This window comes from Saccharopolyspora galaxeae (assembly GCF_016526145.1).
GTDB classification, from domain to species: Bacteria; Actinomycetota; Actinomycetes; order Mycobacteriales; family Pseudonocardiaceae; genus Saccharopolyspora_C; species Saccharopolyspora_C galaxeae.
Map to the genome: position 1 here is coordinate 87266 of NZ_JADDUE010000004.1, position 24060 is coordinate 111325.

Annotated in this window: 24 protein-coding genes, 1 pseudogene and 1 riboswitch; of the genes and pseudogenes, 6 read left to right on the forward strand and 19 right to left on the reverse strand. The window is 71.9% G+C overall.

Translation table 11 applies throughout. From position 1 onward, the window contains the following. Positions 1–98: 98 nt before the first annotated feature. Positions 99–758, forward strand: coding sequence for an NUDIX hydrolase (locus INP57_RS10780; protein WP_200070365.1), 660 nt, complete (start codon positions 99–101; stop codon positions 756–758). 70 nt (positions 759–828) lie between these two features. Further along, positions 829–1506, forward strand: a complete 678-nt coding sequence (locus INP57_RS10785) for an LON peptidase substrate-binding domain-containing protein (protein ID WP_200070012.1) — start codon at positions 829–831, stop codon at positions 1504–1506. 6 nt (positions 1507–1512) lie between these two features. Here the strand turns inward: INP57_RS10785 and INP57_RS10790 are convergent, their stop codons facing one another. Then, complete coding sequence (locus INP57_RS10790) at positions 1513–2094, reverse strand: DUF2567 domain-containing protein (RefSeq protein ID WP_233627337.1); 582 nt, start codon at positions 2092–2094, stop codon at positions 1513–1515. A 225-nt stretch (positions 2095–2319) separates the two neighbouring features. Between INP57_RS10790 and INP57_RS10795 the strand changes: the two genes are divergently transcribed. The 3 genes from INP57_RS10795 (at position 2320) to INP57_RS10805 (ending at position 5670) form a co-directional block, all read left to right on the forward strand. After that, positions 2320–4332, forward strand: a complete 2013-nt coding sequence (locus INP57_RS10795; protein ID WP_307850009.1) for an arabinofuranosyltransferase — start codon at positions 2320–2322, stop codon at positions 4330–4332. 143 nt (positions 4333–4475) lie between these two features. Continuing rightward, positions 4476–5399, forward strand: coding sequence for an Lrp/AsnC family transcriptional regulator (locus tag INP57_RS10800; protein ID WP_200070013.1), 924 nt, complete (start codon positions 4476–4478; stop codon positions 5397–5399). Positions 5400–5526: 127 nt separating this feature from the next. Further along, entirely contained in the window at positions 5527–5670 is a 144-nt protein-coding gene (locus tag INP57_RS10805; protein WP_200070014.1) for a hypothetical protein, read from the forward strand. On the opposite strand, the gene INP57_RS10810 is transcribed toward INP57_RS10805, so the two are convergent. The 11 genes from INP57_RS10810 to ftsZ form a co-directional block, all read right to left on the reverse strand. Beyond that, the gene (locus INP57_RS10810; protein ID WP_200070015.1) at positions 5645–6058 is read right to left on the reverse strand and encodes a hypothetical protein; all 414 of its coding nucleotides are present in this window, start codon (positions 6056–6058) and stop codon (positions 5645–5647) included. The two genes, INP57_RS10805 and INP57_RS10810, sit on opposite strands and share 26 nt — an antisense overlap. Positions 6059–6134: 76 nt before the next feature. Next, complete coding sequence (locus tag INP57_RS10815; protein WP_200070368.1) at positions 6135–7052, reverse strand: RluA family pseudouridine synthase; 918 nt, start codon at positions 7050–7052, stop codon at positions 6135–6137. A gap of 11 nt (positions 7053–7063) precedes the next feature. After that, positions 7064–7690, reverse strand: a complete 627-nt coding sequence (lspA, locus tag INP57_RS10820; protein ID WP_374220936.1) for a signal peptidase II — start codon at positions 7688–7690, stop codon at positions 7064–7066. Between the two features lie 53 nt (positions 7691–7743). Next, a complete protein-coding gene (locus INP57_RS10825; RefSeq protein WP_200070017.1) occupies positions 7744–9108 on the reverse strand; it encodes an aminotransferase class V-fold PLP-dependent enzyme in 1365 nt (454 codons plus the stop codon). Positions 9109–9151: 43 nt separating this feature from the next. After that, a riboswitch (SAM riboswitch) is annotated at positions 9152–9267 on the reverse strand. Between the two features lie 86 nt (positions 9268–9353). Beyond that, the gene (locus tag INP57_RS10830) at positions 9354–9845 is read right to left on the reverse strand and encodes a hypothetical protein (RefSeq protein ID WP_200070018.1); all 492 of its coding nucleotides are present in this window, start codon (positions 9843–9845) and stop codon (positions 9354–9356) included. A gap of 81 nt (positions 9846–9926) precedes the next feature. Next, positions 9927–10763, reverse strand: coding sequence for a DivIVA-like cell division protein Wag31 (gene wag31 / locus INP57_RS10835; protein ID WP_200070019.1), 837 nt, complete (start codon positions 10761–10763; stop codon positions 9927–9929). A gap of 62 nt (positions 10764–10825) precedes the next feature. Further along, a complete protein-coding gene (locus tag INP57_RS10840; RefSeq protein WP_200070020.1) occupies positions 10826–11122 on the reverse strand; it encodes a YggT family protein in 297 nt (98 codons plus the stop codon). Positions 11123–11141: 19 nt separating this feature from the next. After that, positions 11142–11777, reverse strand: a complete 636-nt coding sequence (locus tag INP57_RS10845; protein WP_200070021.1) for a cell division protein SepF — start codon at positions 11775–11777, stop codon at positions 11142–11144. Between the two features lie 70 nt (positions 11778–11847). Continuing rightward, positions 11848–12585, reverse strand: a complete 738-nt coding sequence (locus INP57_RS10850) for a YggS family pyridoxal phosphate-dependent enzyme (protein WP_200070022.1) — start codon at positions 12583–12585, stop codon at positions 11848–11850. Further along, on the reverse strand, positions 12582–13301 hold the full coding sequence (gene pgeF / locus INP57_RS10855) for a peptidoglycan editing factor PgeF (protein ID WP_200070023.1): 720 nt from the start codon (positions 13299–13301) through the stop codon (positions 12582–12584). The genes INP57_RS10850 and pgeF overlap by 4 nt, the downstream gene beginning before the upstream one ends. A 114-nt stretch (positions 13302–13415) precedes the next feature. After that, a complete protein-coding gene (ftsZ, locus tag INP57_RS10860) occupies positions 13416–14861 on the reverse strand; it encodes a cell division protein FtsZ (protein WP_200070024.1) in 1446 nt (481 codons plus the stop codon). 576 nt (positions 14862–15437) lie between these two features. On the opposite strand from ftsZ, the gene INP57_RS10865 reads away from it, so the two are divergent. Further along, positions 15438–16346, forward strand: coding sequence for an SDR family oxidoreductase (locus tag INP57_RS10865; RefSeq protein WP_200070025.1), 909 nt, complete (start codon positions 15438–15440; stop codon positions 16344–16346). Here the strand turns inward: INP57_RS10865 and INP57_RS10870 are convergent. The 7 genes and pseudogenes from INP57_RS10870 to murG form a co-directional block, all read right to left on the reverse strand. Further along, positions 16330–17322, reverse strand: coding sequence for a helix-turn-helix transcriptional regulator (locus tag INP57_RS10870; RefSeq protein ID WP_200070026.1), 993 nt, complete (start codon positions 17320–17322; stop codon positions 16330–16332). The genes INP57_RS10865 and INP57_RS10870 overlap by 17 nt on opposite strands. 52 nt (positions 17323–17374) lie before the next feature. Further along, positions 17375–18196, reverse strand: coding sequence for a carbohydrate ABC transporter permease (locus INP57_RS10875; RefSeq protein ID WP_200070027.1), 822 nt, complete (start codon positions 18194–18196; stop codon positions 17375–17377). Then, complete coding sequence (locus INP57_RS10880) at positions 18186–19082, reverse strand: carbohydrate ABC transporter permease (RefSeq protein ID WP_200070028.1); 897 nt, start codon at positions 19080–19082, stop codon at positions 18186–18188. The genes INP57_RS10875 and INP57_RS10880 overlap by 11 nt, the downstream gene beginning before the upstream one ends. Continuing rightward, positions 19079–20446: an ABC transporter substrate-binding protein gene (locus INP57_RS10885; protein WP_233627338.1), complete on the reverse strand. Its 1368-nt coding sequence runs from the start codon at positions 20444–20446 to the stop codon at positions 19079–19081. The genes INP57_RS10880 and INP57_RS10885 overlap by 4 nt, the downstream gene beginning before the upstream one ends. Positions 20447–20589: 143 nt before the next feature. Continuing rightward, entirely contained in the window at positions 20590–21321 is a 732-nt protein-coding gene (locus INP57_RS10890) for a cell division protein FtsQ/DivIB (RefSeq protein ID WP_200070029.1), read from the reverse strand. Continuing rightward, on the reverse strand, positions 21318–22700 hold the full coding sequence (gene murC, locus INP57_RS10895) for a UDP-N-acetylmuramate--L-alanine ligase (protein ID WP_233627393.1): 1383 nt from the start codon (positions 22698–22700) through the stop codon (positions 21318–21320). Before murC ends, INP57_RS10890 begins: the two co-directional genes overlap by 4 nt. A 62-nt stretch (positions 22701–22762) precedes the next feature. Further along, positions 22763–23848, reverse strand: a pseudogene (gene murG, locus INP57_RS10900) (undecaprenyldiphospho-muramoylpentapeptide beta-N-acetylglucosaminyltransferase); the annotation flags it as partial. Between the last annotated feature and the right edge of the window lie 212 nt (positions 23849–24060).

Sequence of the window (24060 nt, forward strand, 5' to 3'; positions counted from 1 at the left end):
CCCGGCGTTGCTCATCGAGCAGTTTTCGCCTTATAATCGAAAACGTGCCCCATCGTAGCACCGGAGCCGACCCGGACAAGGGAGATGCAGGTCACGAAGTGCTCGCCGGAGTGCTCCGGGCGCACGAAGGCCGCCTGCAAGTCCTGCTGTGGCAACGCGCCAAACCGCCGCACGAAAACCGGTGGGCGCTGCCCGGCGGCAGGCTCGGCGACGACGAGGACGTGGAGCGCTCGATCCGCCGCCAGCTCGCGGAAAAGGTCGACGTGCACAAGCTCAGCCACGTCGAGCAGCTCGCCGCGTTCAGCGATCCCGGCCGCGTGCCCGGCCGCCGCGTCGTGGCGACCGCGTTCCTCGGGCTGGTCCCGTCCGATGTGGACCCGGAGGTGCCCGCGGACACCGCTTGGCACGCGCTGGACGACCCGCCGCCCACCGCGTTCGACCACGAGCGGATCACGCACGCGGCGCGGGACCGGCTGCGCGCGAAGCTCTCCTACACGAACCTCGGTTTCGCACTGGCGCCCGCCGAATTCACCATCTCCGAACTGCGCCGGATCTACTCGGCCGCGTTGGGCTACCAGGTGGCCGCGACGAATCTGCAACGAGTGCTGACCCGGCGCGGAGCGCTGCAACCGACCGGGCGCACGGTTCCCGCAGGCCCTTCCGGCGGGCGCCCACCCGCGCTGTTCCGGTTCACCAGCCCCGGCCTGGAGATCACCGACCCGTTCGCGGTGTTCCGCCCGCCACCGGGTGCTTCATGAGCGCCGCGTGGCCGCCGTCCGGCGAATCGATGTTGGCCGCCGGGCCGGGAGTGCACGTAGGTTGGCAACCGTGACCGACACGTTGCCCCTGTTCCCGCTGAGCACCGTGCTGCTGCCCGGTGCGGCGCTGCCGCTGCACATCTTCGAGTCGCGCTACCGGCAGCTCGTGCTCGACCTGGTCAACGACGTCGTCCCGGACCGCCGGTTCGGCGTGGTCGGCATCCGGCAGGGCTGGGAGGTCGGCGACGACAACGTCGACTCGATGTACGACGTCGGCTGCTCCGCGCGGTTGCAGCAGGTCCAGCAGCTCCCGCAGGGCCGCTACGACGTCTCCGCGGACGGTGCGCAGCGGTTCCGGCTGCTGCAGATCGACCGGGAGGCCGCGCCGTACCTGATGGCCCGGGTGGAATGGCTGCCGGACACCGAACCCGCCGAGGATCCGCGGATCGGCCCGCGGCTGGACGCCGCCGCCCGCGCAGCGCACGAGCGGTACCACGGGACGGGCCTGCGCGGGGACCACTACGACCCGCCCGCCGCGGACACCGAGCTCGCCGACCTCGCCTACGCGCTCGCCGAGGACTGCGTGCTCAGCACCGAGGACCGCCAAGAGCTGCTGGCCGAGACCGACCCGCTGGCGCGGCTGCGGCTGGTGCGACGACTGCTGGTGCGGGAGGCCGAGTTCCTGCGCGAGCTGCGGGCCATCCCGGCTCCGCTGGCCGAGTTCACCGAAGGCACCAGCGTGAACTGAACCGGCTCAAGGCCGCCTGCCGAGGTCGTCGAAACCGTTCCAGGACGCCGCGAAGCCGTAACCGAGCGCGACCCCCAGCGGCTGCACCAGCACTGCCCACGGCGTCGAAATCTCCGGCGCCACGGTGATCTGCCCGCCGGCCCGCGGCGCGGCAGGCAGCGGGTAGAGATCGCCCGCGAACGTCGCCCCCATCCGCATCGCCAGCCACGCCGCCACCAGCGAACCGAGCACCGCGCCGATCAGCAGCACCGGCCCGCGCCGCCCGCGCACCGCCCACAGCACGCCCGCGGTCACCAGCCCGGCGGCGAACGTCAGCAGCAGGAACAGCCCGACCGCGTCGAACCGGTGGTAGCTCTCCGTGACCTGCGCCGGAACCGGGTTGCCGCTGCTGCTGAGCAAGGCCAGCTCCGGTGGCGCCAGCCGCGACCACAGCCAGCCGAGCGGCAGCCCCAGCAACGCCACGAGGGACAGCGCGCTCAGCGCGGGCAGCAGGTCGGCGCGAACCACCACGCGCGGGATGCGCGCGGATGGTTCCGGACCCGCCGCCCCTGCGGGCTCCGGTCCGGTTTCGACCGCGTCCGAAGGCAATCGCCGTCCCTCCTCGATGTGCGCTCAGGGTTGTCCGGATCCGCGGCGGCGCCGCGTACGGTGCGGAGGCGCCGGCCGACCCGCCGGTCTACCCGAGACGCGGGGCGCCTCTGAACACCTTTCAGCACCCTAGCGGGTGATCACCGACAGCCGTGCGGCCGCGGCGCGAGCATCCTCTATTCTGCGCGGGCGCCCTGTCCCCCACCGCCGAAGGATCGAACTCACGTGGCGGGAACCCTGCTGAGTCCGGCTCTGACCGGCCCCCGACCGATCGACGCACCGCGCCAGGATTCGGCCGTGCGGCTTCCGCTGCGCACCGCGGTGATCGAGCTGCTGGCGGGTTCCGCGGTGGCCGCGGTGGTCAGCCTCGTCCTGCAGTTCGCGGTGACCCGGCTGGGCATCAGCGAGCCCAGTTACGCGCCGGAGGCGCTGGCCTCGCTCGGCGCCGGCCTGGTGCTGTTGATCACGTTCGCGGTGCTGGCGTTCGCCCGAATCGGCGCGCCGCGGTGGCTGCGCGCGACGGGAACGTGGGTCGCGCTGTCGGCGTTCAGCACGCTGGCACTGGCGATCCCGTTGCAGGCCACCCGGTACTACTTCGGCGGTGCGTCCGTCGACAACGGGTTCCGGATGCAGTACATGACGCGGATGGCCTCGACGCTGGGCCTGGCGGACATGAACTACGCGGACACCGCGCCGTACTACCCGGCAGGCTGGTTCTGGCTCGGCGGCCGGTTCGCGAACCTGCTCGGCTGGGAAGGCTGGGCCGCCTACAAGCCGTACGCGCTGATCTGGGTCGCGGTGACCGCCGTGGTCACGTTCACGCTCTGGAGCGTGGTGGTGCGGCGCAAGCTGGCGCTGCTGGCGGCGGTGGCCACGACGCTGGCCGGGATGCTGCACGGCATCGAGGAGCCCTACGCCTGGCCGTCGGCGGCTTGGCTGGCGCCCATCGCGGTGCTGACCTGGCACGCGCTGCGCCGCGGGGATCGCGCGCCGCGCTGGACGCTGATCGGCATCGGCGGCTACGTCGGTTTCGCCGCGATCACTTACACGCTGCACTTCGGATTCGCGGTCCTGCTGATCGTGGCCATGGCGGTGGTGATCGGCGTCTTCCGGGTGCGCCGCGGCGCGTCGCTGTGGCCGACGGTGCGGGGGCTTTTCCTGCGGCTGCTGCCGATCGGCGTGCTCAGCGGGCTGATCGCGCTGCTGGTGTGGTTGCCGTACGTGCTGTCCACGCACGTGTTCACCGACAACCCGCGCAGCGCTGCGCTGCACTACCTGCCGGAGGACGGTTCGTTCCTGCCGGTGCCGATGACCGAGCCGACTCCGTTCGGCGCGCTGTGCCTGGCCGGGTTCTGCTGGCTGTTGCTGCGCGCCCGCCGCAGCGAGATCGCCGCGGCGATGCTGATGCTGGTGCTGTCCATCTACGTGTGGTTCGGACTCTCCACTTTGGCGTTGGTGGCGAAGACGACCTTGCTGTCGTTCCGGCTGAACGTGATCCTCGGCGCGGTGCTGGCCGTGGCGGGCGTGTTCGCGCTGCTGGAGTTCATCGGGTGGCTGCGGGAGCGCGTCGACCTGGCGTACGCCGCGCGGATCACCACGCTGTCCTGCGCGCTGGGCCTGATCGGCGCGATCACCCTCACCCAGGGGGCCATCGGCACCAAGCTGAAGGACTCCACCGAGCTGGCCTACGAGGACTACTACCCGACCGGGAACAACGCGATGGGCGCGCGGGACCCGCAGGAGACCGGGTCGTGGGCCGACGACGTCTACCGCGCGATCTCCGGTCTCACCGGCAAGCAGCCGCAGCAGAACATCCTGCTGACCACCGACTACAAGCTCATGTCGTTCCGGCCGTACTGGGGTTTCCAGCAGGAGACGCCGCACTACGCGAACCCGCTGGCCGAGTACGACGAGCGGGCCGCCGAGATCGAGCGGTGGTCGAAGGCGCGCAGCGGACCGCAGCTGCTGGCCGAGATGAACCGCGGAAAGTTCGCGGCCCCGAACGTCTTCGTGCTGCGCAACCCGATGAGCCCGGTCGCGTCGGAGAGCGAGAAGGAACGCGCCGCCGACCCGTCCGACCCGAACGGCCGGAAGCTGGCGCTGACGTTGAAGGGCGACTCGTTCCCGCAGCTGCCGAACGTGCGCGACTACGACGTCCACTTCGATCCGGCGGTGTTCGACGGGCCCGGATTCTCCCGCCGCGACGTCGGCCCGTACACGATCATCGCGGTGCGCTGACCGGTCGGCGGGCAGCCCGAGCGCTGCCCGCCCGGGATCGATCCCGAACCCCGCGAGCACCGGCGATCCACGTGCCGCCGAGGCGCGGCGAACTCGGCGCCCTTGCGTCCGGTGATCGGTTCGAGGGGGTAGCGTGGCCGGACGTGACTGGCCCTGATCCCGTGGACGTACGTCTGCTCACCGCCGTCGCCGAGTCCGGCCGCGCCGCGGTGCACGAGATCGCGGGCAGGCTCGGCATGGACGTGCGCGAGGTCGCCGCCCGGCTCGCCGCGCTGTCGACCACGGGACTGCCGATGGTGGTCGGCGTCGAATGCGACCCGGCAGGCATCCGCAACGCGCTGGCCGCGGCGAACGCGTGGGTCCAGCAGCACAGCGGCGGCCAACAGGTGCACGGCGGCCCCAGTGGTGGTCACAGCGGCGGTCATCCCGGCACCGGTCCGAGCGGTCCGCAGCAGTTCGTCCCGCCGGCTCCGCCGTACGGCCCTCCGCAACAGCACGGTCCGCGGCCCGCCGAGCCGATGAACACGTGGGGCCCGCCCGGCTCTGCCGCGTGGACGCGCGGCGAGCAGTCCGGCCCGCGCGATCAGCAGGTCGTGGACGCGAACGCGCGGACCGCGCAGACACCGCAGGCCCCGCCCACGCCCCGCACCGGCGAGGTCGGCAGCAAGCTCGACGTGGACGGGCCCGAGGGCGAGCGGATCACCATCCAACTCGTCGAGGTCGTGGACCCCGCGGACTTCCTCTACACCGCCGCCGGCTACCAGCTCCAAGCAGGCGATCGCGCGATCGTGGTGCACACCGAGCTGACCAACCGCAGTGCCATGCCGTTCACCTCGCTGCCCGACCTGTACCTGGTGCTGGTCGCCGCCGACGGGTCCACGATCGGCAAAGCCCCGGTGTCGCTGTCCTCGCGCCCGCCGCACCGCATCGGAGTGCCGCCGGGCGAGACCGCGGGCGGGCACACCGTCTACGTGCTGCCGCAGGACACCGAGCTCTCCGCGGTCCGCTGGTCGCCGCGGCCCGGTGACGAGCAGCGCAGCCTCATCTGGGACATCACCGACCTCTGACGGCGCGGATCTCCGGGTTCGACCGGGGGACGACCCGCAACTGCCACGCACCTCGGCGGCCTAGCGTCAACGGCATGAGGTCGAAGCGGAAGCGAGCCGCTTCCCGGTGTCGCAAGGAGGAATGGTGTTGCCCGCACTTCCGCTGCCCGCATTGCTGCTCGGCGTCGGATCGGCGCTGATGATGATCGGGATCGCCGAACTGGCCGGCCGGTCGGCCGCCGAGCGCGGCCGGGAGCCCGCGGTGACTACTGCCCGTCCCGGCGACGCTTGATCCACCCGAGCGGCCCGCCGGAGCGCTCCTCGTCACGAGGTTCCTGCCGCTCCCGGCGTTGCAGCGTCGGCCAATCCCCGGCGTCGCCGTAGGAGTCGCCCGGTTCCGGCGGTGCGCCACCGAGAACGGCCGGACCACCCCGGCCGAAGTCCTCGGCCTGCACCAGCTCGGCGAGTCCGGTGTTCACCCGCTCGTCCGCATCCGCCTGCGGGCTCCGCTGCGGTCCGATTCCGGCAGCGACCGGCCCCGCGGCTGCGATCGGCCCGGTCGCGGTTTCCTCCGCAGGAGCAAGCGGTTGTTCCGGCTGCAACGTGCCGCCCCACGACAAACCCATCGGCGGGGTCGGGGTGTCCTCGACGTGCTCGTGCCGTTCACCCGCGTTCGACATCGCCCCTCCCAGCCCGCCCGATCTCGGCGGATTTCACCAGATTACGCGATGCGAGCCCCGGAGATCGCCGATTCAGCTAAGCGTCCTGCGCGCGCAGCACATCCAGCGCGTGCTGCAGGTCGGCCGGGTATTCGCTGGTGAACTCGACCCGAGTTCCGTCAGCAGGATGCTCGAACCCGAGCGAACGGGCGTGCAGCCACTGCCTGGTGAGCTCCAACCGCCGTCCCAGCACCGGATCGGCACCGTAGGTCAGGTCGCCAGCGCAAGGATGCCGCAAGGCCGCGAAGTGCACCCGGATCTGGTGCGTGCGCCCGGTTTCCAGCTTCACGTCCACCAGCGACGCCGCGCGGAACGCCTCCACCGTCTCGTAGTGGGTGACGCTCGGTTTGCCGCCGGTGACCACCGCGAACTTGTAGTCGTGCCGCGGATGCCGGTCGATCGGCGCGTCGATGGTGCCGCGGCTCGGATCGGGATGGCCCTGCACCAGCGCGTGGTAGCGCTTTTCCACCGTGCGTTCCTTGAACGCCCGCTTCAGCGCCGTGTAGGCGTGTTCGCTCTTGGCCACGACCATCACGCCGGTGGTTCCCGCGTCGAGCCGGTGCACCACGCCCTGCCGTTCGGCGGCCCCCGATGTCGCGATCGGGACGCCGGCCGCGGCGAGCCCGCCCACCACGGTCGGGCCTTCCCAGCCGGGGCTGGGGTGCACGGCCACTCCGATCGGCTTGTCCACCACGACGATGTCCGCGTCCTGGTGCAGGATCTGCAAGCCCTCCACCGGCACCGCCACGACCTCCGGTTCGGGCCGGGCGGCCGGCAGGGTGACCTCCAGCAGCGACCCGGCGGGCAGCCGGTCGGACTTGCCGACCTGGGCGCCGTCCAGCAGCACGTCGCCTGCTTCGGCGAGCCCGGCGACGGTGTTGCGGGACAGGCCGAGCAGTTTGGACAGGCCCGCGTCGACCCGCATCCCTTCCAGCCCGTCCGGGACCGGCAGCATCCGCAGATCGCTCACGACCGCTCCTTCTTCCGGTGCACCGTGCCGTCGTAGTCCCGGCCGAGCAGGGACATCAGCACCACGAGCACGCCGCCGCACACGATCGCCGAGTCCGCGACGTTGAACACCGGCCACACGCTGCCGTCCGGTGCGAACAGCGAGACGAAGTCGACGACGTGCCCGCGCAGGAACCCGGGTTCGCGGAACAACCGGTCCACGAGGTTCCCGCAGGCCCCGCCGAGCACGAGCCCGAGCCCGATGGCCCAGCCGGTGGAGCGCAGCTTCGGCGCGAGCCACAAGATCACGCCGACGACCACGATCGCCAGCAGCGCCAGCAGCCACGTCATGCCGGTGGCCAGCGAGAACGCAGCGCCGGGATTGCGCACCAATACCAGGTAGACCGCACCGCCGAACAGCCGTGCGGGCGGCTGGTCCTCCAATGCGGCGACCGCGGCGACCTTGGTGAGCACGTCGGCCGCCAACAGCAGCGCGGCGACGCCGAACAGCAGCACCAGCAGCCTGCGCGGGCGCGGGGACTTCCCCGTGCTGCCGGAGTCACCAGCGCCGCTGGAATCCCCCGCGGCGGAGCCGCCCGGCGCGGCAGGTTCGGGCTGCTCGGGTTCGGATCGCTCGATGTTCACTCGTCCCATTCTCCCCGAGCCGGAGACCGCCCTCGCATCGGCTCGAACCCGGGTCAGTTCAGCGCCGCCGGGAAACCCCGCGGATCGTGCTCGGGCACCCAACCGCCTTCGACCAACGCGTACCTCGAGCTCGGCCCGTCCAGGAGAAGCCCGCGCAGCGCGTCGACGAACCTGTCCACGTGCTCGGTCGTCGTGCCGAGCCCGATGCTGACCCGCAGCGCGCGCTGCGCCCCGGAACCCGCCAGCAGGTGCCGCACCGCGCGGTGCGCGCAGAACAGCCCGTCCCGCACGCCGATGCCGTGCTCGGCGGACAGCGCGCTCGCGAGCAGTCCCGGGTCGCGAGCCTGCCCGGCATCGCCATTCTGCCCGGCATCGCGCTCCTGCACGGTCAGGCTGACCACTCCGACCCGCGCGTGCTCGGGCCCGAACAGGCTCAGCTCGCGCAACCCGGGGATGTCGCGCAAGCCCGCGCGCAACCGGATCAGCAGCGCGTCCTCGTGCGCGATGATCGACTCGGCGTGCTCCGACCACACCCGGCAGGCGGTGGCCAGCGCGTGCACGCCCACCGTGTTCGGCGAACCCGCTTCGTGCCGTTCCGGCCCGGTGTTCCAGTCGATCACGCCGTCGTCCGGCACGGCGCGAGTCGCGCCGCCGCCGGCGAGGTAGGGCGGAGCCGCGTCGAGCCAGTCCGCACGGCCGATCAGCGCACCCGCCCCGAACGGCGCGTAGAGCTTGTGCCCGGACAGCACCACGTGGTCCACGCCCAGCTCGGCGATCCGCACCGGCCGGTGCGGGGCGAGCTGCGCCGCGTCCAGCAACGTGCGGGCACCGCGCCGCCGCGCGACCCGCGCGAGTTCGGCGACCGGCCAGAGTTCACCGGTGACGTTGGAAGCACCGGTGAGCACCGCGAGCTTCGGCCCTTCCGGGCAATCCGCGAGCGCTTCGTCGAGCGCCCGCACGGCTTCGTCCGCGCTCGCCGGGATGCCGAGCCGCCGGACCTCGCTTCCCCAGGGCAGCAGCGCCGCGTGGTGCTCGGTGTCGAACACCACCACGGACGTTCCGTCCGGCACGGCCGCCGCCAGCAGGTTCACCGCGTCGGTCGTGTTCCGCGTGAAGATCACGGAGTCATCGCGGCGCGCGCCGACGAACCGGCGCAGAACGTCCCGGGCGCTTTCGTAAACCCGCGTGCAGACCTGGGAGGCGAATCCTGCGCCGCGGTGCACGCTGGCGTACCAGGGCAGCAACGCGTCGACGGCGTCGCGGACCGCGGTCAGGCACGGCGCGCTGGCCCCGTGATCGAGGTTGGCGTACTCGGCGGTGCCACCGGTGATCAGCGGCACCCGCAGCCCGCTACCGACCACACCGGGCACTTCGACGTCCACATCGGACTGCTGCGGATGCTCGACGGCTGACGACACGACATCTCCTCGGGTCACTCCGGACCCGCCAGCGTCCGTGCCAAGCCCGCGCTTGCCGGATCGCCGCACGCGACCGGCCAGGTCCTCACCCGGGGCACCCCACCGCGGTCGGAGGGTTGCCGGCCAGCAAACCGGGGTTTACCGCTGGCACTCATGACCTTCGATCAAGAGGTTAGAACACGCTGTTAGGTCCGCCGCCACCGGGTATCGGTGTGCGCGGCAGCCAGCTGGCAGCCCGCGGTACGTCAGCCCGCGGTCCGCGCCTGCCCCGCCAGCACGGCGTCGGGCGTGCAGCGGGCGCAGGAGGTGAAGCCCAGTTCGCGGGCTTCGCGCACCGGCAGGCTCAGCACCTCGCGGTCGCCGAGCCAGCCGCACGCGGCCAAGTGGTATCGCGGGCGTTCGTCGACCACGACCACTTCTTCGTCCGATTCGGACACCAGCAGCGCGTCCGCCGCGTCGGTGTCCTCCTCGGCCGGTTCGTCCCCCGAACCGTCCTCGGCCGTCGCGGACTGCGCGGACGTTCCCTCGCTGGAATCATCCGAGGGCACTGCGGGGCCGGGCCCCGACGGCGACGAGCTCGCCTCCCGTCGCCGTCGGAGCCGGTCCACCACGAGCAGGACCGCGCACACCGCGCACAACACGACCGACAGCCACGACCACGCGGGGCTGCCGATCACCACCGAGGTCACCAGGACACCGGCTGCGGCCAGGACCAGCGCCAGAACCACCAACAACACGTCGGACTCCCACTCACCGAACGACCGCCTGTGACGCCCTCGCCACGCTCACCGTGCACGGGCGGCGTCCGGGAACGCCGACTAGCCCGCCTCTGCCGCGCGGGCGCCGAAGCTGTAGGTGTTCTGCTGGGCCGAGCTGCGACCGTTGCTCTCGGCAGGAGCCGCCGACCCGCGGTCCTGCAGTTCACGCAGCTGCGATTCCAGGTAGGTCTGCAACCTCGTGCGGTATTCGCGCTCGAAGGTGCGCAGCGTGTCGATCTTCTTCTCCAGCGCGTTCTTCTCCTGGGTGATGTTGCCCATCACCTCGGCGTGCTTGCGCTGGGCATCGCGTTCCAGACCGGCGGCCTTCTCGCGGGCCTGCCGCTCCAGGGTCTCCGCGCGCGTGCGCGCGTCGTTGAGCATCGTCTCGGCCCGGGTGCGGGCCTCGTTGACCATGCTTTCGGACTTCGCCCGGGCGTCCGAGAGCAGTTGCTCGGACTTGGTGCGGGCCTCCGAGAGCATCCCGTCGGCCTCGGCCTTCGCCTCACCGGTCAGCCGGTCGGCCATCTCCTGCGCCAGGCCCAGCACCTTCGCGGCCTGCACGTGGTGATCTCCACCCGGGGAGGTCTGCTCGGCAGCGGTCGGGGCCGGGACCGGCGCGAGCCGACGCGGTTCTTCCGCCGGAGCGGGGGCGGCGGGAGCGGCGGGGACCGCGGACGCCTGGCTGCGGGCGTCGTCGAGGTCGACCTGCGCGGTCTGCAGCTGGTTCTCCAGCTGCTCAACCTGGCTGCGCAGGTCGTTGTTCTCCTCCACCAACCGGGCGAGCTCGGCTTCGACGAGGTCGAGGAACGCGTCCACCTCGTCCTCGTTGTAGCCGCGCTTCCCGATCGGCGGTTTACTGAACGCGACGTTATGCACGTCGGCGGGGGTCAGGCCCACAAGATCACCTCACGCACTCTTCGGCTGCGGGTCACCCGGGTTCCCCGTTACCCGGACTTCGCTCAATGTCCCAGCAGCAACCTCAACAGCAGCTGCATCAGTATGTACACAACCAGCAGCAGCACCATAATGGATAGGTCCAGCCCCACTCCGCCGATCCGGACCGTCGGGATCACCCGACGTAGCAGCCGGACGGGCGGGTCGGTCACTGTGTAGATGCTCTCCAACGCGATTGCAACCCCTCCAGCGGGGCGCCAGTCGCGGGCGAACACCCGGACGAGTTCGATCACGATACGGGCCGTGAGCAGCAGCCAGAAGAAGAAGACCGCGTAGTAAAGGATGATCAGGAGCAGTTCCACGGTTCAACTCTGCCACCGGTCACCCGTAGTTGAAAAAGGCGCCCTCGGCGAGCTTGCGCTTGTCCTCGGCCGCGACGTCCACGTTCGGCGGTGAGAGCAAGAACACCCGGTTGGTGACCTTCTCGATCGAACCGCGCAGCGCGAAGGCCAGACCTGCGGCGAAGTCGACCAGCCGCTTGGCGTCCGCTTCGTCCATCTCGGTCAGGTTCATGATCACCGGACTGCCGTCCCTGTACTGCTCGCCGATCGTGCGCGCCTCGCTGTAACTGCGCGGATGCAGCGTTGTGATCTTGCTCAAGTTGAACATGCTGCCGGTGTCGGTGACCGCGCGCAGCCGGGAGACCGACTCGCGTTCGCCGCCCGCCGGGCGGGACGGCGCCTCCGCGGGCCACTGCCTGCGGACCGGGGGATTCACCTCCCGGTGATCGTCCGCGCGCGGCACGTCCTCGTAGGGTTCGCTCGCGGGTTCCGGCTGGTAACCGCCGCGCACGCCGACGCGGCGGCGCCCGCCGATCCGGTCGGCCGGGGCGTCGTAGCCGTCGTCGACCGGGTGGCGGTCGTACTGGCGGTCGGCGTAGGCCTCGTCCTCGAATTCCTCGATCTCGTCGGCCGGGACCATGCCGAAATATGCCTTCAGCTTGTGCAGAGCGCTCATGGCATGACCTTCCTCCGCGACTCCTACGAGCCGAGCGCGGTACGACCGGCCGTCGACCCCCCGCCGCTGGCTACGGCGAGATTAGCCCGCGACCTCCTAGCAACGCTGTTCCGACACGCACTCGCGTGGACCCGTGCGCTACGGCACTCTCCAGATCTCCGCTCATGCCCGCCGAGATTTCTTCAGCCTCGGGGTGATCCTGGCGCAGCCGTGCGGCGATCTCGGAAAGTGTGTCGAACGCCACTTCCGGCCGGGCGTGCTGCGGAGCCACCGCCATCACTCCACGCAACCGCAGCTCACTCGTCGTCGTGATCACCTCTGCGAGTGACCTGACCTCCGCCGGTGGGCACCCGCCGCGGCCCCGCGCCTCGTCCAAGTTCACCTGAACGAGAACTTCGAGCGGGCGTGTCCGCTCCCCCGCTGCGAGCGCGTTCGCCGTCGCCCGGCCCAACGCCTCGACCAGGCGCGGACTGTCCACCGACTCCACGACGTCCGCCCAGCGCACCACCGAACGCGCCTTGTTCCGCTGCAGCTGGCCGACCATGTGCCAGCGGGCGCCGGAGCGCGGGCGCAACTCGTCGAACTCGGCGACCTTGCCGCGCGCCTCCTGCTCGCGGTTCTCCGCGAACTCCCGCAATCCCAGGTCGGACAGCAGCGCAACGTCGCGCGCCGGGAACGTCTTGGTGACCGCCAGCAGCTCGACCTCAGCCGGCGCACGACCGGCGGCGTGGCACGCCGCGGCGAGGCGCTCGTGGACCTCTTTGAGCGACTCCGCCAGCTCCGCGCGGCGACAGTCGTCGTCGGTCACGGCCCCTCCTCGGGTTCGGCCCACACGACGGCCGCGAAGCGACCGGTGCGGGGTCCGTCGCGGCGATGGCTGAACAGTTCCCGGGTTTCCATCGTGCAGCGCGGATCAACCCCGATCTTGCCGATGCCCGCGCCCGCGAGCTGCTCCCACAGCCCCGCGCGCAGGTCCAGGCCGGGAGTTCCCTTGCGGGTGCGGCAGGCGCTGCCCGGCAGGTGCTGCTCGACGTCGTCGCGCATCGCGGCGGGCACCTCGTAGCACTCGCCGCAGGCAGCGGGGCCGAGCAGTGCCTCGACGCGGTCAACGTGCGCTCCGGCCTGCTGCATCGTCTTGAGCGCGGCGACCAGCACGCCCACCCGGGCACCGACTCGTCCGGCGTGCACCGCGGAGACAACGCCGCTGACCGGATCACCGAGCAGCACCGGCACGCAGTCCGCGACCAGCGCCGCCAGCGCCAGGTTAGGCTGCGCGGTCACCAACCCGTCCGCGGCCTCCACCGGTTCCGACTGCGCACCGTCGACCAGCGCCGCGTGCCTGCCGTGGAGCTGCTCCATCCACACCAGCCGTTCCCGGCCGAGCCCGATGCCCTCGGCGAGTTTGCGCTCGTTGGCAACCAGCGCGGCGGGGTCGTCACCGACGCGGCCGCCGAGGTTGAACGAGTCGAACGGCGGCCCGGAACTGCCGCCTTCCCGCGTGGTGATCACGCGCCGGATCCGCACCCTGTGCCTCCCTGCTCCGGGGCTGCGCCCCGCCCGACGAAGGGTGCCCGCACGAACGGGCACCGGGGCGAAACCTCGCCCCGGTGCCGATTCTCGCCCATGCCGCTGCGGCGATCACCGCCGCATGAAGGGGGGAATGTCCACGTCGTCGTCGTTGTCGTCGGCGACCGGCATCGGGCGTTGCGGCAGCGAACCGCTCATGCCCTGGTTGCCGGTGTGCGTCGGGTAGCCGCCGCTGGACCGGGTCGGCACCGAGACGCTGGGCGCCGCGCCTTCCCCGTAGGCCGGCCGCTGCTGCTCCTGGCCGGGCCGCTGCTCGTAGTCCGGCGCGGACGGCTGCTCGCCCTGGTCGCGGCCGACCGGTTCGCGGCGCTCGGGCTGCGGCTGCGGGGCCGACGGCGGTTGCGGGGCCGGTGCCGACTGCGCGGTGGGAGCCGGTTGCGCGGGGGCCGGTTGCGCAGGCGCCTGCTGCTCGACCGGCTGCGGCCGGGCGGGTGGGGCCTGCGCGCTCGGCGTCGACTCGCCGTCCACGACCTGGCCCTCGGTCACCTGGGTTTCGCCGGCTTCGTCGGTGCCGCCGATCTGCTGCGGGTCGAGCTTCTTGTGCGTCGGCGCGCCCGCGTCGAACCCGGCGGCGATCACGGTCACCCGCACCTCGTCCCCGAGCGAGTCGTCGATCACCGTGCCGAAGATGATGTTGGCTTCGGGGTGCGCGGACTCCTGCACCAGCGAGGCCGACTCGTTGATCTCGAACAGGCCGAGGTCGGAACCACCCGAGATGGCCAGCAGCACGCCGTGCGCGCCCTCCATCGAGGCTTCCAGCAGCGGCGAGTTGATCGCCTTCTGCGCGGCCTGCACGGCTCTGCCCTCGCCACGGGCCGATCCGATCCCCATCAGCGCGCTGCCCGCGCCGGACATCACGCTCTTGACGTCGGCGAAGTCCAGGTTGATCAGCCCGGGCGTGGTGATCAGGTCGGTGATGCCCTGCACACCGGACAGCAGCACCTCGTCCGCGGAGCGGAACGCGTCCATCAGGCTGACCCCGATGTCGCCGAGCTGCAGCAGCCGGTCGTTCGGGATCACGATCAGCGTGTCGCAGCAGTCGCGGAGTTCCTTGATGCCCTCTTCGGCCTGGTTCGCGCGCCGCTTGCCCTCGAAGGAGAACGGGCGGGTGACCACGCCGATGGTCAGTGCGCCGAGCTTGCGGGCGACGTCGGCGATCACCGGCGCGCCGCCGGTACCGGTGCCGCCGCCTTCGCCGGCGGTCACGAACACCATGTCGGCGCCCTTGAGGACCTCTTCGATCTCGTCCTTGTGGTCCTCGGCCGCCTTGTGCCCGACCTCGGGGGCGGCGCCCGCGCCGAGGCCGCGGGTCATCTCGCGGCCGATGTCCAGCTTGACGTCGGCATCGGACATCAGCAGGGCCTGCGCGTCGGTGTTCACCGCGATGAACTCGACGCCTTTGAGCCCGACCTCGATCATGCGGTTGACGGCGTTGACGCCGCCGCCACCGATGCCGACGACCTTGATCACCGCGAGGTAGTTGTGCGGGGGCGTCATCGGGTCCGCCTTCCTGATCGTGGCTGAGCGCTCTGCGTTGCTCGGACCGCCGCGTGCGCGGTCACCGGGGGTACCGGCCGACTGTCCGGCCGTTGCCGGGGTGTTCCCGTGCAAGCACAAGATCGAAACGCGGTCAACCCTGTACCGGGTGCGGACGTTAGGCATGTCGGCGCGGCCGCGTCCAGCAGCCACGCCGGAAGATCTCCCAGGAGTGTCCCCACGTCACAGCTCCGCCTCGACCGTCGTTCTCGCCTGCCCGTAATCACCTGCTCGCCTCCGCAGGCAGTGCCGCGCTCGTCCGCAGCCGTGCCTTCGTCCGCAGCCGGGCCTTCGTTCTTTGCAGCCGGGTCTTCTTTTTGCAGCTATGTCTTCGTTTTGCAGCTGCACCTTCGTTCGCAGCCGACGCGGTGATCCGCGCGTTACGCGATCACCGCGTCCACCGTACCGCGCGTCCGGCGGCGCAAGGCGGGGCATTCGGCAAAGCGCTCGCGGTGAATCGCGACAGCAGATGTCCGGTTGGGGGTCAGGCTCACCGCGTCGGCCGTTCTGAGCGGCCGTTCGACAGGGAGGAAACGCATGGCTGGACCGCTGCAGGGCAAGGTGGCGCTGGTGGCCGGAGCGACGCGCGGCGCGGGCCGCGGCATCGCCGTCGAACTGGGCGCGGCGGGCGCGACGGTTTACGGGACCGGGCGCACCACCCGCGAACAGCAGTCGGACTACGGACGGGCGGAGACCATTGAGGACACTGCACGGCTGGTCGACGCGGCGGGCGGCGAGGGCATCGCGGTCCGCGCCGACCACACGCAGCCGGACGAGGTGCGCGAGGTGGTCGCACGGATCGAAAGCGAACGCGGCAGGCTGGACCTGCTGGTCAACGATCTGGGCGGCGAGCACCTGACGGACTGGCACAAGCCGGTCTGGGAGCACTCGCTGCGGATCGGGATCGACCGGCTCCGCGTCGGCATCGAAGCGCACCTGATCACGAGCCATTTCGCGCTCGGGCTGCTGTCGCGCACACCCGGCGGCCTGGTCGTGGAGCTGACCGACGGCACGGCGGAGTACAACCGGCGCTACCGCGGCGACCTGGGCGCGTTCTTCGACGTGGCGAAGACCGCCGCGAGCCGGATGGCGTTCGGGCTGGCCGAGGAGCTGCGCCCGCACGGCGGCACCGCGGTCGCGGTGACGCCGGGCTGGCTGCGTTCGGAGATGATGCTGGACCTGTTCGGCGTGACCGAGCAGAACTGGCGGGAGGCGACCGAGCCGCACTTCGGCATCTCGGAGTCACCGCGGTTCGTCGGGCGGGCGGTCGCGGCGCTGGCCGCCGATCCCGAGGTTGCCCGGTGGTCCGGGCGGACGCTGTCCAGCGCGCAGTTGGCGCAGGTCTACGGACTCACCGATGTGGACGGTTCCCGGCCGGACTGCTGGCGCTACATCGAGGAGGTCGTCGAGGCGGGAAAGCCGGAGGACGTCACCGGCTACCGCTGAGCTGCGCGAGTTCGCCCGCCTCCGCGTAGAGCCCGGCAAACCTGGCCGCGGCGCGCGCCATCCGCCCCCGCAGTTCCGGCGGTGCCAGCACCTCCACCTCGGGGCCGAGCGCGAGCAGCTGATCGTAGGCGACGTCCAGGGATTCGACGGGCAGCGTGGCCGTGACCAGCCCCTGCTCGTCGGTCTCGCCGTGCTCGGCGTGCTCCGCGGCGAAGCGGTCGAGGTGCACCGGCAAGGCGCGCACGCCTGCGGGCGTGAGCCGGACGGTGACGCTGTCGCGCAGCAGGCTGCGGGCGAAGTCCTCGCTGCGCCGCTGCCAGAATCCGGGCAGGTCGAAGGACTCGTCGCGGTCGAACGGCCCGGCGAGCTCGACGTGCTGGAACCGGTCGGCGCGGTAGACCAGGAACCGCTGCCCGACCCGGCAGGCGACGTACCAGGCGCCCGCTTTGAGCACCAGCCCGTGCGGCTCGACGTCGCGCCGGACCTCCCGGTCACCGCGCCGGTACACCGCTCGCACCGACCGGTCCTGCCAGACGGCTTCGGCGAGTTCGCCCAGCAGCGGCGGAGTTCCGCAGCGGCGGAACCAGCCGGGCGCGTCGAGGTGGAACCGCCTGCTGACCCGCTCCGGCGCGTCCTGGGCGCCCGGGGCGAGCGCCGCGGAGATCTTGCGGCGCGCGCTGGCGACCTCGCCGGTCAGGCCCATTTCGGCCGCCGGGCCGGGGATCGCGGCCAGCAGCAGCGCCTCGGCTTCGCCCCGGTGCAGCCCGGTCAGCCGGGTCCGGTAGCCGCCGAGCAGCCGGTAGCCGCCGTGCCTGCCGCGTTCGGCGTAGACCGGCACGCCCGCTTCGGCCAGTGCGAGCACGTCGCGGGCCACGGTGCGTTCGGAGACCTCGAGTTCGCCCGCGAGGTCGGGGCCGGTCATGCTGCCGCGCGACTGCAGCAGCAGCACCAGCGAGATCAGTCTTGCCGCGCGCATGGCTCCCCCTTCCGACCGGCACGCTACGGGCGAGCCCCGACAGACCGACCGATCAGCGCAGCCCGCTGGTCTTCAGTGACGAGATCAGCCAGCGCTGCCCGAGCAGGAACACCAGCACGGTCGGGATCGCGGCGAGCATCGCGGCGGCGATTACGTAGTGCTGCTTGGAGGCGTACTGCCCTTGCAGCGAGGCGATGCCGACCTGCACGACGGTCAGCGACTCGTCCTGCGCCACCGCCAGCGGCCACAGGAAGGAGTTCCAGTTGGCCAGGAAGAACAGCACGGCCAGCGCGGCCAGCATCGGCCTGCTCAGCGGCAGCACCACGTGCCAGTAGATCCGCCAGTGCCCGCAGCCGTCGAGGTGCGCGGCCTCCTCCAGCTCGCGCGGTACGCCGAGGTAGAACTGCCGCAGCAGGAAGATCCCGAACGCGTTGAACACCCCGGGCACGATCAGGCCCGCGTAGGAGTCGACCAGCCCGAGCGAGCGCACGATCAGGAACAGCGGCACCAGGATCACCGGCAGCGAGACGAGCAGCGTCGCCACCACGGAGGCGAACGCCATGCCGCGCCCGCGGAAGCTCATCCTGGCCAGCGCGTAGGCCGCCATCGAGTGCGCGGCCAGCGCGAGCACCGTGACCGCGGTGGCGACGAACGCGCTGTTGGCCAGGTACCGCAGGAAGGGCACCTCGGTGAGCACGTAGACCACATTGGACAGCGTCAGCGTGCTCGGCCAGCTCGTCGAGAACAGCTCCGACTCCGGGCGGAACGCCGCCAGGGCCAGCCACAGCAGCGGGGCCACCGTCAGCAGCGCCGCCAGGTACGCCAGCACCGCCTTCACCCGCGGCTTCGTCGCGCGAAGCGCCTTATTGGGCATCGAACCGCCCTCCCCTGGTCGCCGCGAACAGCCCGCCGGTGATCGCGGCCAGCACCAGCACCAGCAACCCGCAGATCGCCGCCGCGTAGCCGAACCGGCCGAACTGGAACGCCTGCTGGTAGGCGTAGTAGACGACGGTGGAGGTGGCGTTGGCAGGCCCGCCGGAGGTGGTGACGAAGACCAGGTCGAAGGCCTGCAGCCCGGTGACCGCGTTGACCGTCGAGGTGACCAGCACGAAAAAGCTCGTCGGCCGCAGCATCGGCCAGGTCACGTGCCGGAACCGGTGCCACGTCCCCGCACCGTCCACGGTGGCCGCGTCGTAGAGGTCGCGCGGGATGTCGTGCAGCCCGCCGAGGAAGATCAGCATCTGGTAGCCCATCAGGAACCACGCGCTGATCAGCACCAGCGTCAGCAGCGCCAGGTCCGGGTCGCCGAGCCAGGACACCCCGCCGAGGCCGAACACCGCCGAGAGCTTGCTCAGCAGCCCGGTCTTGTCGGTGAGCAGGAACTGCCACAGCAGCCCGACCACCACCAGGCTCACCGCGTTCGGCAGGAACAGCGCGGCCCGCACCGCCCCCACCCCGGGGAAGTGGTCCCGCACCAGCAGCGCAAGGCCGAGCCCGAGCGCGAACGCCAGCGGCACGAACAGCACCGCGTACAGCGCCGTCACGCCGAAGCTGCGCCACAGCAGCCCGTCCCCGGCCATCAGCCGGAAGTTGTCCAGCCCGGCCCACTCCACGTTGCCGAAACCGTCCACATCGAACAGTCCGACCACCAGCGCCAGCACCGCGGGGATCGCCACGAACACCAGCAGGCCGATGCCGTCCGGCGCCAGGAACGCCAGCGCCGTGCGGCCTTCGCGGCGCCGAGTCCGCGGGGCCGTCATTGGATCGCTGCCCCGTCGTAGGTGCCGAGGAACGTGTCGATCTGCTCGGCGGCGCCCGCCACCGCCTGCGCCGGGTCGGCGCCGTCGAGCTGGCAGGCCTGCAGCGCGTCGGAGATCGCGCGGTAGACCTCCGGCGGATAGCGCGGTTCCGGTCGCGCTTCGGTCATCACCTCGTCGGCGAACACCCGCAGCGGTCCGCTCTCGAACGCCCCGTGCCGGTCGGCGGCCCGGCGCACCGAGTACCGCGCGGGCAGGTTCGTCTTGGCCTCGGTGTTCCACCGCCGCACCCGGTCCACGCAGGCCGGGTCGGACGAGCCCAGCGCCCACACCACGAACTCCGCCGCCGCTTCCGGGTTGTTGCCCTGGGCGTTGGCGACCATCGCCCAGCTGCCCAGCGCGGTGGTGTAGGAACCGCCCTGCGGCACCGGCATCGGCGTCACGCCGTAGCGGAAGCCGGGCGCCTGCTCGGCGATTTCGGCGATGCCCCAGATCCCGAGCTGCTGCATCGCGCAGTAGCCGTCCGCGAGGTTGGAGATCGAGTCGTTGCCGCCCTCACCCCGCACTCGGCGCGGAGCGGAACCGGCGCGCACGGCGTCCTGCCACCACTGCAACGCGCGGTGCGTGGCGGGTGAGTCCAGCGAGCAGCGGCGCTGGTCCGGGGTGAACACCTCGCCGCCCGCCATCCACATGCACTGGTACCAGGTGTAGTTCTGGTAGTAGCCGGGATTGGTCTCGAACAGCATCCCGAACCGCTCCGGCGTGGTCAGCCGTTCCGCCAGCGCGAGCAGGTCGTCCCAGGTGCGCGGCAGGTCCCCTTCGGACAGGTGCGCCTGCTCGAAGGCTTGCTCGCCGTAGAACAGGGCGAGCGGTTCGATCTCCATCGGCAGCCCGTACACCCGGTCGTCGACGACCCTGGTGGACAGCCCCTGCGGCAGGAAGTCCTCCCGCATCCCCGGTTCCAGGTGCGGGGTGAGGTCGGCGAGCGCGCCGCCGTTGTAGTAGCGCAGGAAGTCGCCGGGGCTGAGCAGGAACACGTCCGGTCCGGCGCCCGCGCTGAACGAGGTCTGCAGCGTCGGCCCGGACTTGTAGTCCTTGTTCGGCACGTACCGCAGGCGGACCTGCACGTCGTGGGTGGCGTTCCACTCCGCGGCCAGCTGCACGACCCAGTCGCTCTGGCTCTTGGTCTGCCCGCCCGGACCGTAGAAGTTCCAGAAGTTGATCTCGTTCGGAGTGCGCGCCGGTGCGCAGCCCGCCGCGGCGCCCGCGAGCACGGTCGCGCCGGCTCCGCGCAGCACGGCGCGGCGGCTGATCCCGGTGGTCCTGCTGATTTCGGTGGTTCTGCTGATCCCGTAGGCATCGCCCATCCAGCACCCCCAGAAAACGATTGCTGAACGGTAGTCCGAGGCGTGGATCACGGTCAATGCGCTGTTCGGGCCACGGCGCGGGCAGCGCGGGCGCCCGGTTCCCGCGGCGGCCGCGGCCACCTGCGAGATCAACTAGCGGGAGCTCAAGCCACCGTGGGCAGCGCCGGGCTCGTGACGTCGTAGATCCGGCCGGGCCGTCCCAGCAGCGGCGGCAGGATCCCGGCCTTGCGCGCAGCCTGCTCGTCGTCGCCCCAATGGACCTGGCGGTTCCCGGTCAGCACCAGGCTCAGGTCCTGCGGCCGCTGCGCGGACACAGCCTGGACCTGACCGCGCAGGTCGGGCGGCAGCGCGGTGAGCGCGTCCAGCGCCGCTCGCATACCTGCCGGGCGGTCGGCGCCGAGGCGCAGTTCCGGCAGACCGGGCGGCGGCTTCGGCGCGCTGCGGAACGCCACCCCGGCCGCGTCCACCAGCCGCATCCCGCCCGGCTCGGCCAGGTAGGCCACCGCGTGCCGCTCGGTCACCTGCAGCGCCACCGTCGACGGCCATTCCAGCCGGACCTGCACGGAAGCGATCTGCTGCAGTCCGCCCAGCCGGGCGCGGACCTCGTCGGCGTCGACGCGCATCATCGGCTGCCCGAGTTCGACCGCGGCGGTGTCCAGCACCGCCTGCTCCGGGGTCGCGGTGAGCCCGTCGACGCGCACCGAACGCACCCCGAGCAGCGGGGTGAAGTACAGCGCCAGCACCACGACGGTGATCACCGCCAGCCCCAGCGGCAGGATCCACCGGCGCGGCGGGCGCGGACGAGCCGCCCGCACCGGGCGGCCGCGGGTGCTGCGCGCACCCGGCCGGTTCGCCGCGCGCCCGGCGGGGCTCACACCGCTTCCCCGGTGGCGGCGCGGTCCAGTTCGGTCAGGATCTCCGCTCCGAGCATGGTCACGTCGCCAGCGCCCATCGTCAGCACCAGATCGCCCGGTTTCGCCAAGCCCGCCACCAGCGGCGCGGCCGCGGTCAGCGACGGCTCGTAGTGCACCCGCTCCGGAGCCGCCGGGATCGCGTCGGCGATCAGCGCGCCGGTCACGCCGGGCTCCGGGTCCTCCCGCGCGCCGTACACGTCGAGCACCACGATCTCGTCGGCCAGCGCCAGCGCGGTCGCGAACTCGCCCGCGAACGCGGCGGTGCGGGAGAACAGGTGCGGCTGGAACACCACGACCAGCCGCCCGTCCGCGGCGACCGGGCGGGCCGCGCGCAACTGCGCGTCCACTTCGGTCGGGTGGTGCGCGTAGTCGTCGTAGACCTGCACCCCGGCGGCCTGGCCCTTGAACTCGAAACGCCGCCGCACTCCGCCGAACGCGGCGAGACCGTCCAGCAGCCCTTCCAGCTCGGCACCGAGTTCCAGCCCCGCGAGCATGGCGGCGACCGCGTTGCCCGCCATGTGCTCGCCCGGCACCGAAACCTGCACGTCCACGCGGTGCGCCGGGTGGTCCGGCCCGGCGTGCAGCTCGACGGTGGCGACCCCGGCGCCGTGCTCGGGGCGGTAGCCGACCAGGCGGGCGTCGCCGTGCCCGGTGACCGAATGCCCGTAGCGGCGGACCCGCAGCCCGGCGAGCTCGGCGCGTTCGGCCAGCGCCGCCGCGCCCGGGTCGTCGGCGTCGGCGATGAGCACTCCGCCGGGTTCGATGCGGCGCACGAACTCCTCGAAGACCTCAGTGTAGGCCTCCGCGGTGCCGTGGTGGTCGAGGTGGTCCGGTTCCACGTTGGTGACCACCGCGACCGACGGCGCGAACACCAGGAACGAGCCGTCGCTCTCGTCGGCTTCGGCGACGAACACGCCGCCTTCCCCGTGGTGCGCGTTCGCGCCGGAGTCGTTGAGGTCGCCGCCGATCGCGAACGACGGGTCCAGCCTGCAGTGCTGCAACGCCACGGTGAGCATCGACGTCGTGGACGTCTTGCCGTGCGTGCCCGCCACGCAGGCCACCCGGTGATCGGCCATCAGCGCCGCGAGCGCTTCGGCGCGGCGCAGCACGGCGACTCCGCGCCGCTGCGCTTCGAGCAGCTCCGGGTTGTCCGGGCGGATCGCGGTGGAGACCACGATCGCCGTCGGGTCGCGGTCGAACTGGTCCAGGTTCTCCGCCCGGTGCCCCAGCGCCACGTGCGCGCCCTGCGCGCGCAGTGCCAGCACGGTGCGCGAGTCGCGCGCGTCGGAACCGGACACCTGGCGGCCGCGGGCCAGCAGGATGCGGGCGATGCCGCTCATCCCGGCGCCGCCGATGCCGACCAAGTGCACTCGGGACAGCAGGTCCTCGTCGGGTCGCTCGCTCACTGCCCGGCCACCTCCAGCACGATCCGGGCGAGGACCTGGTCGGCCTCGCGGTGACCGCTGCCCAGCGTCGCACGGCTCATCATCTGCAGCCGCTGCGGGTCGCGGGCCATCGGCAGCAGCTCACCGGCGACCTTGTCCGGGGTCATGTCCTCGTCCGAGACCAGCACCGCGCCGCCCGCGGAAACCACCGGCTGCGCGTTGAGCGCCTGCTCGCCGTTGCCGTGCGGCAGCGGCACGAACACCGCGGGCAGGCCGACCGCGGAAACCTCGGCGACGGTCATCGCGCCGGACCGGCACACCACCAGATCGGCAGCGGCGTAGGCGAGGTCCATGCGCTCCAGGTACGGCACGGCCACGTAGTTCGGGGCGCCCGGAACCTGTTGCACCGCAAGGGTGTTCTTCGGCCCGTGCGCGTGCAGCACGCCGATCCCGGCGCGGCCGAGCGCTTGCGCTGCGCCGGAGAACGCGGTGTTCAGCGTCTGCGCGCCCTGCGAACCGCCGAAGACCAGGATCGTCGGGGCGTGCGGGTGCAGCCCGAAGAACTGCCGCGCCTGCGCGCGCAGCGCCATCCGGTCCAGGCCGGTGATCGATTCGCGCAGCGGGATCCCGATCGGGCGGGCGCCGGCCAGGCCGCTGTCCGGGGTCGCCGAGAGCACCCGCTCGGCGTAGCGCGCGCCGATCTTGTTGGCGATCCCGGCGCGCGCGTTGGCTTCGTGCACCACGATCGGCGTCCGCCCGCGCGCGGCGAGGTAGGCGGGCAGCGAGACGTAGCCGCCGAAGCCGACGACGACGTCGGCCTGCACGCGCTCCAGGATCTCCTTGGTCTGGCGCACCGACTCGCGGACCTTCATCGGCAGCTTCAGCAGCTCGGTGCTGGGTTTGCGCGGCATCGGCACCGGCGGCACCAGCTCCAGCGGGTAGCCGCGGGCGGGAACCAGGCGGTTCTCCATGCCGCGTTCGGTGCCCAGCGCGGTGATTCGCGCGTCCGGACGCGCGCGGCGGACGGCGTCGGCCAGCGCCAGCGCGGGCTCGATGTGCCCGGCCGTGCCGCCGCCCGCGACGACGACCGAGAGCGGGCGCTGCGGCGGACCGGGTTGCCAGCCCGGGTACGGCTGGTTCGCCTGCTGACCGGGGAAGCCGGGCGGCGGGCCGGGTTGTCCCGGCTGCGGCGGTTGGCCCTGCTGAGGCTGGCCCTGCGGCGGTTGGCCCTGCTGAGGCTGGCCCGGATAGCCCGGGTAGCCCTGCTGCCCGGGATGGCCCTGCTGGCCCTGCTGCCCGGGGTAGCCCTGCTGCC

What these genes read in the sequence shown, in the direction of transcription:
- INP57_RS10865 (WP_200070025.1), top strand. Translation starts at nt 15,438, where the DNA reads ATGGCTGGACCGCTGCAGGGCAAGGTGGCGCTGGTGGCCGGAGCGACG.
- INP57_RS10885 (WP_233627338.1), bottom strand. Translation starts at nt 20,446, where the DNA reads ATGGGCGATGCCTACGGGATCAGCAGAACCACCGAAATCAGCAGGACC.
- INP57_RS10815 (WP_200070368.1), bottom strand. Translation starts at nt 7,052, where the DNA reads ATGCTGCCGGTCCCGGACGGGCTGGAAGGGATGCGGGTCGACGCGGGC.
- ftsZ (WP_200070024.1), bottom strand. Translation starts at nt 14,861, where the DNA reads ATGACGCCCCCGCACAACTACCTCGCGGTGATCAAGGTCGTCGGCATC.
- INP57_RS10880 (WP_200070028.1), bottom strand. Translation starts at nt 19,082, where the DNA reads ATGACGGCCCCGCGGACTCGGCGCCGCGAAGGCCGCACGGCGCTGGCG.
- INP57_RS10870 (WP_200070026.1), bottom strand. Translation starts at nt 17,322, where the DNA reads ATGCGCGCGGCAAGACTGATCTCGCTGGTGCTGCTGCTGCAGTCGCGC.
- INP57_RS10875 (WP_200070027.1), bottom strand. Translation starts at nt 18,196, where the DNA reads ATGCCCAATAAGGCGCTTCGCGCGACGAAGCCGCGGGTGAAGGCGGTG.
- murC (WP_233627393.1), bottom strand. Translation starts at nt 22,700, where the DNA reads ATGAGCGGCATCGCCCGCATCCTGCTGGCCCGCGGCCGCCAGGTGTCC.
- INP57_RS10845 (WP_200070021.1), bottom strand. Translation starts at nt 11,777, where the DNA reads ATGAGCGCTCTGCACAAGCTGAAGGCATATTTCGGCATGGTCCCGGCC.
- INP57_RS10810 (WP_200070015.1), bottom strand. Translation starts at nt 6,058, where the DNA reads ATGTCGAACGCGGGTGAACGGCACGAGCACGTCGAGGACACCCCGACC.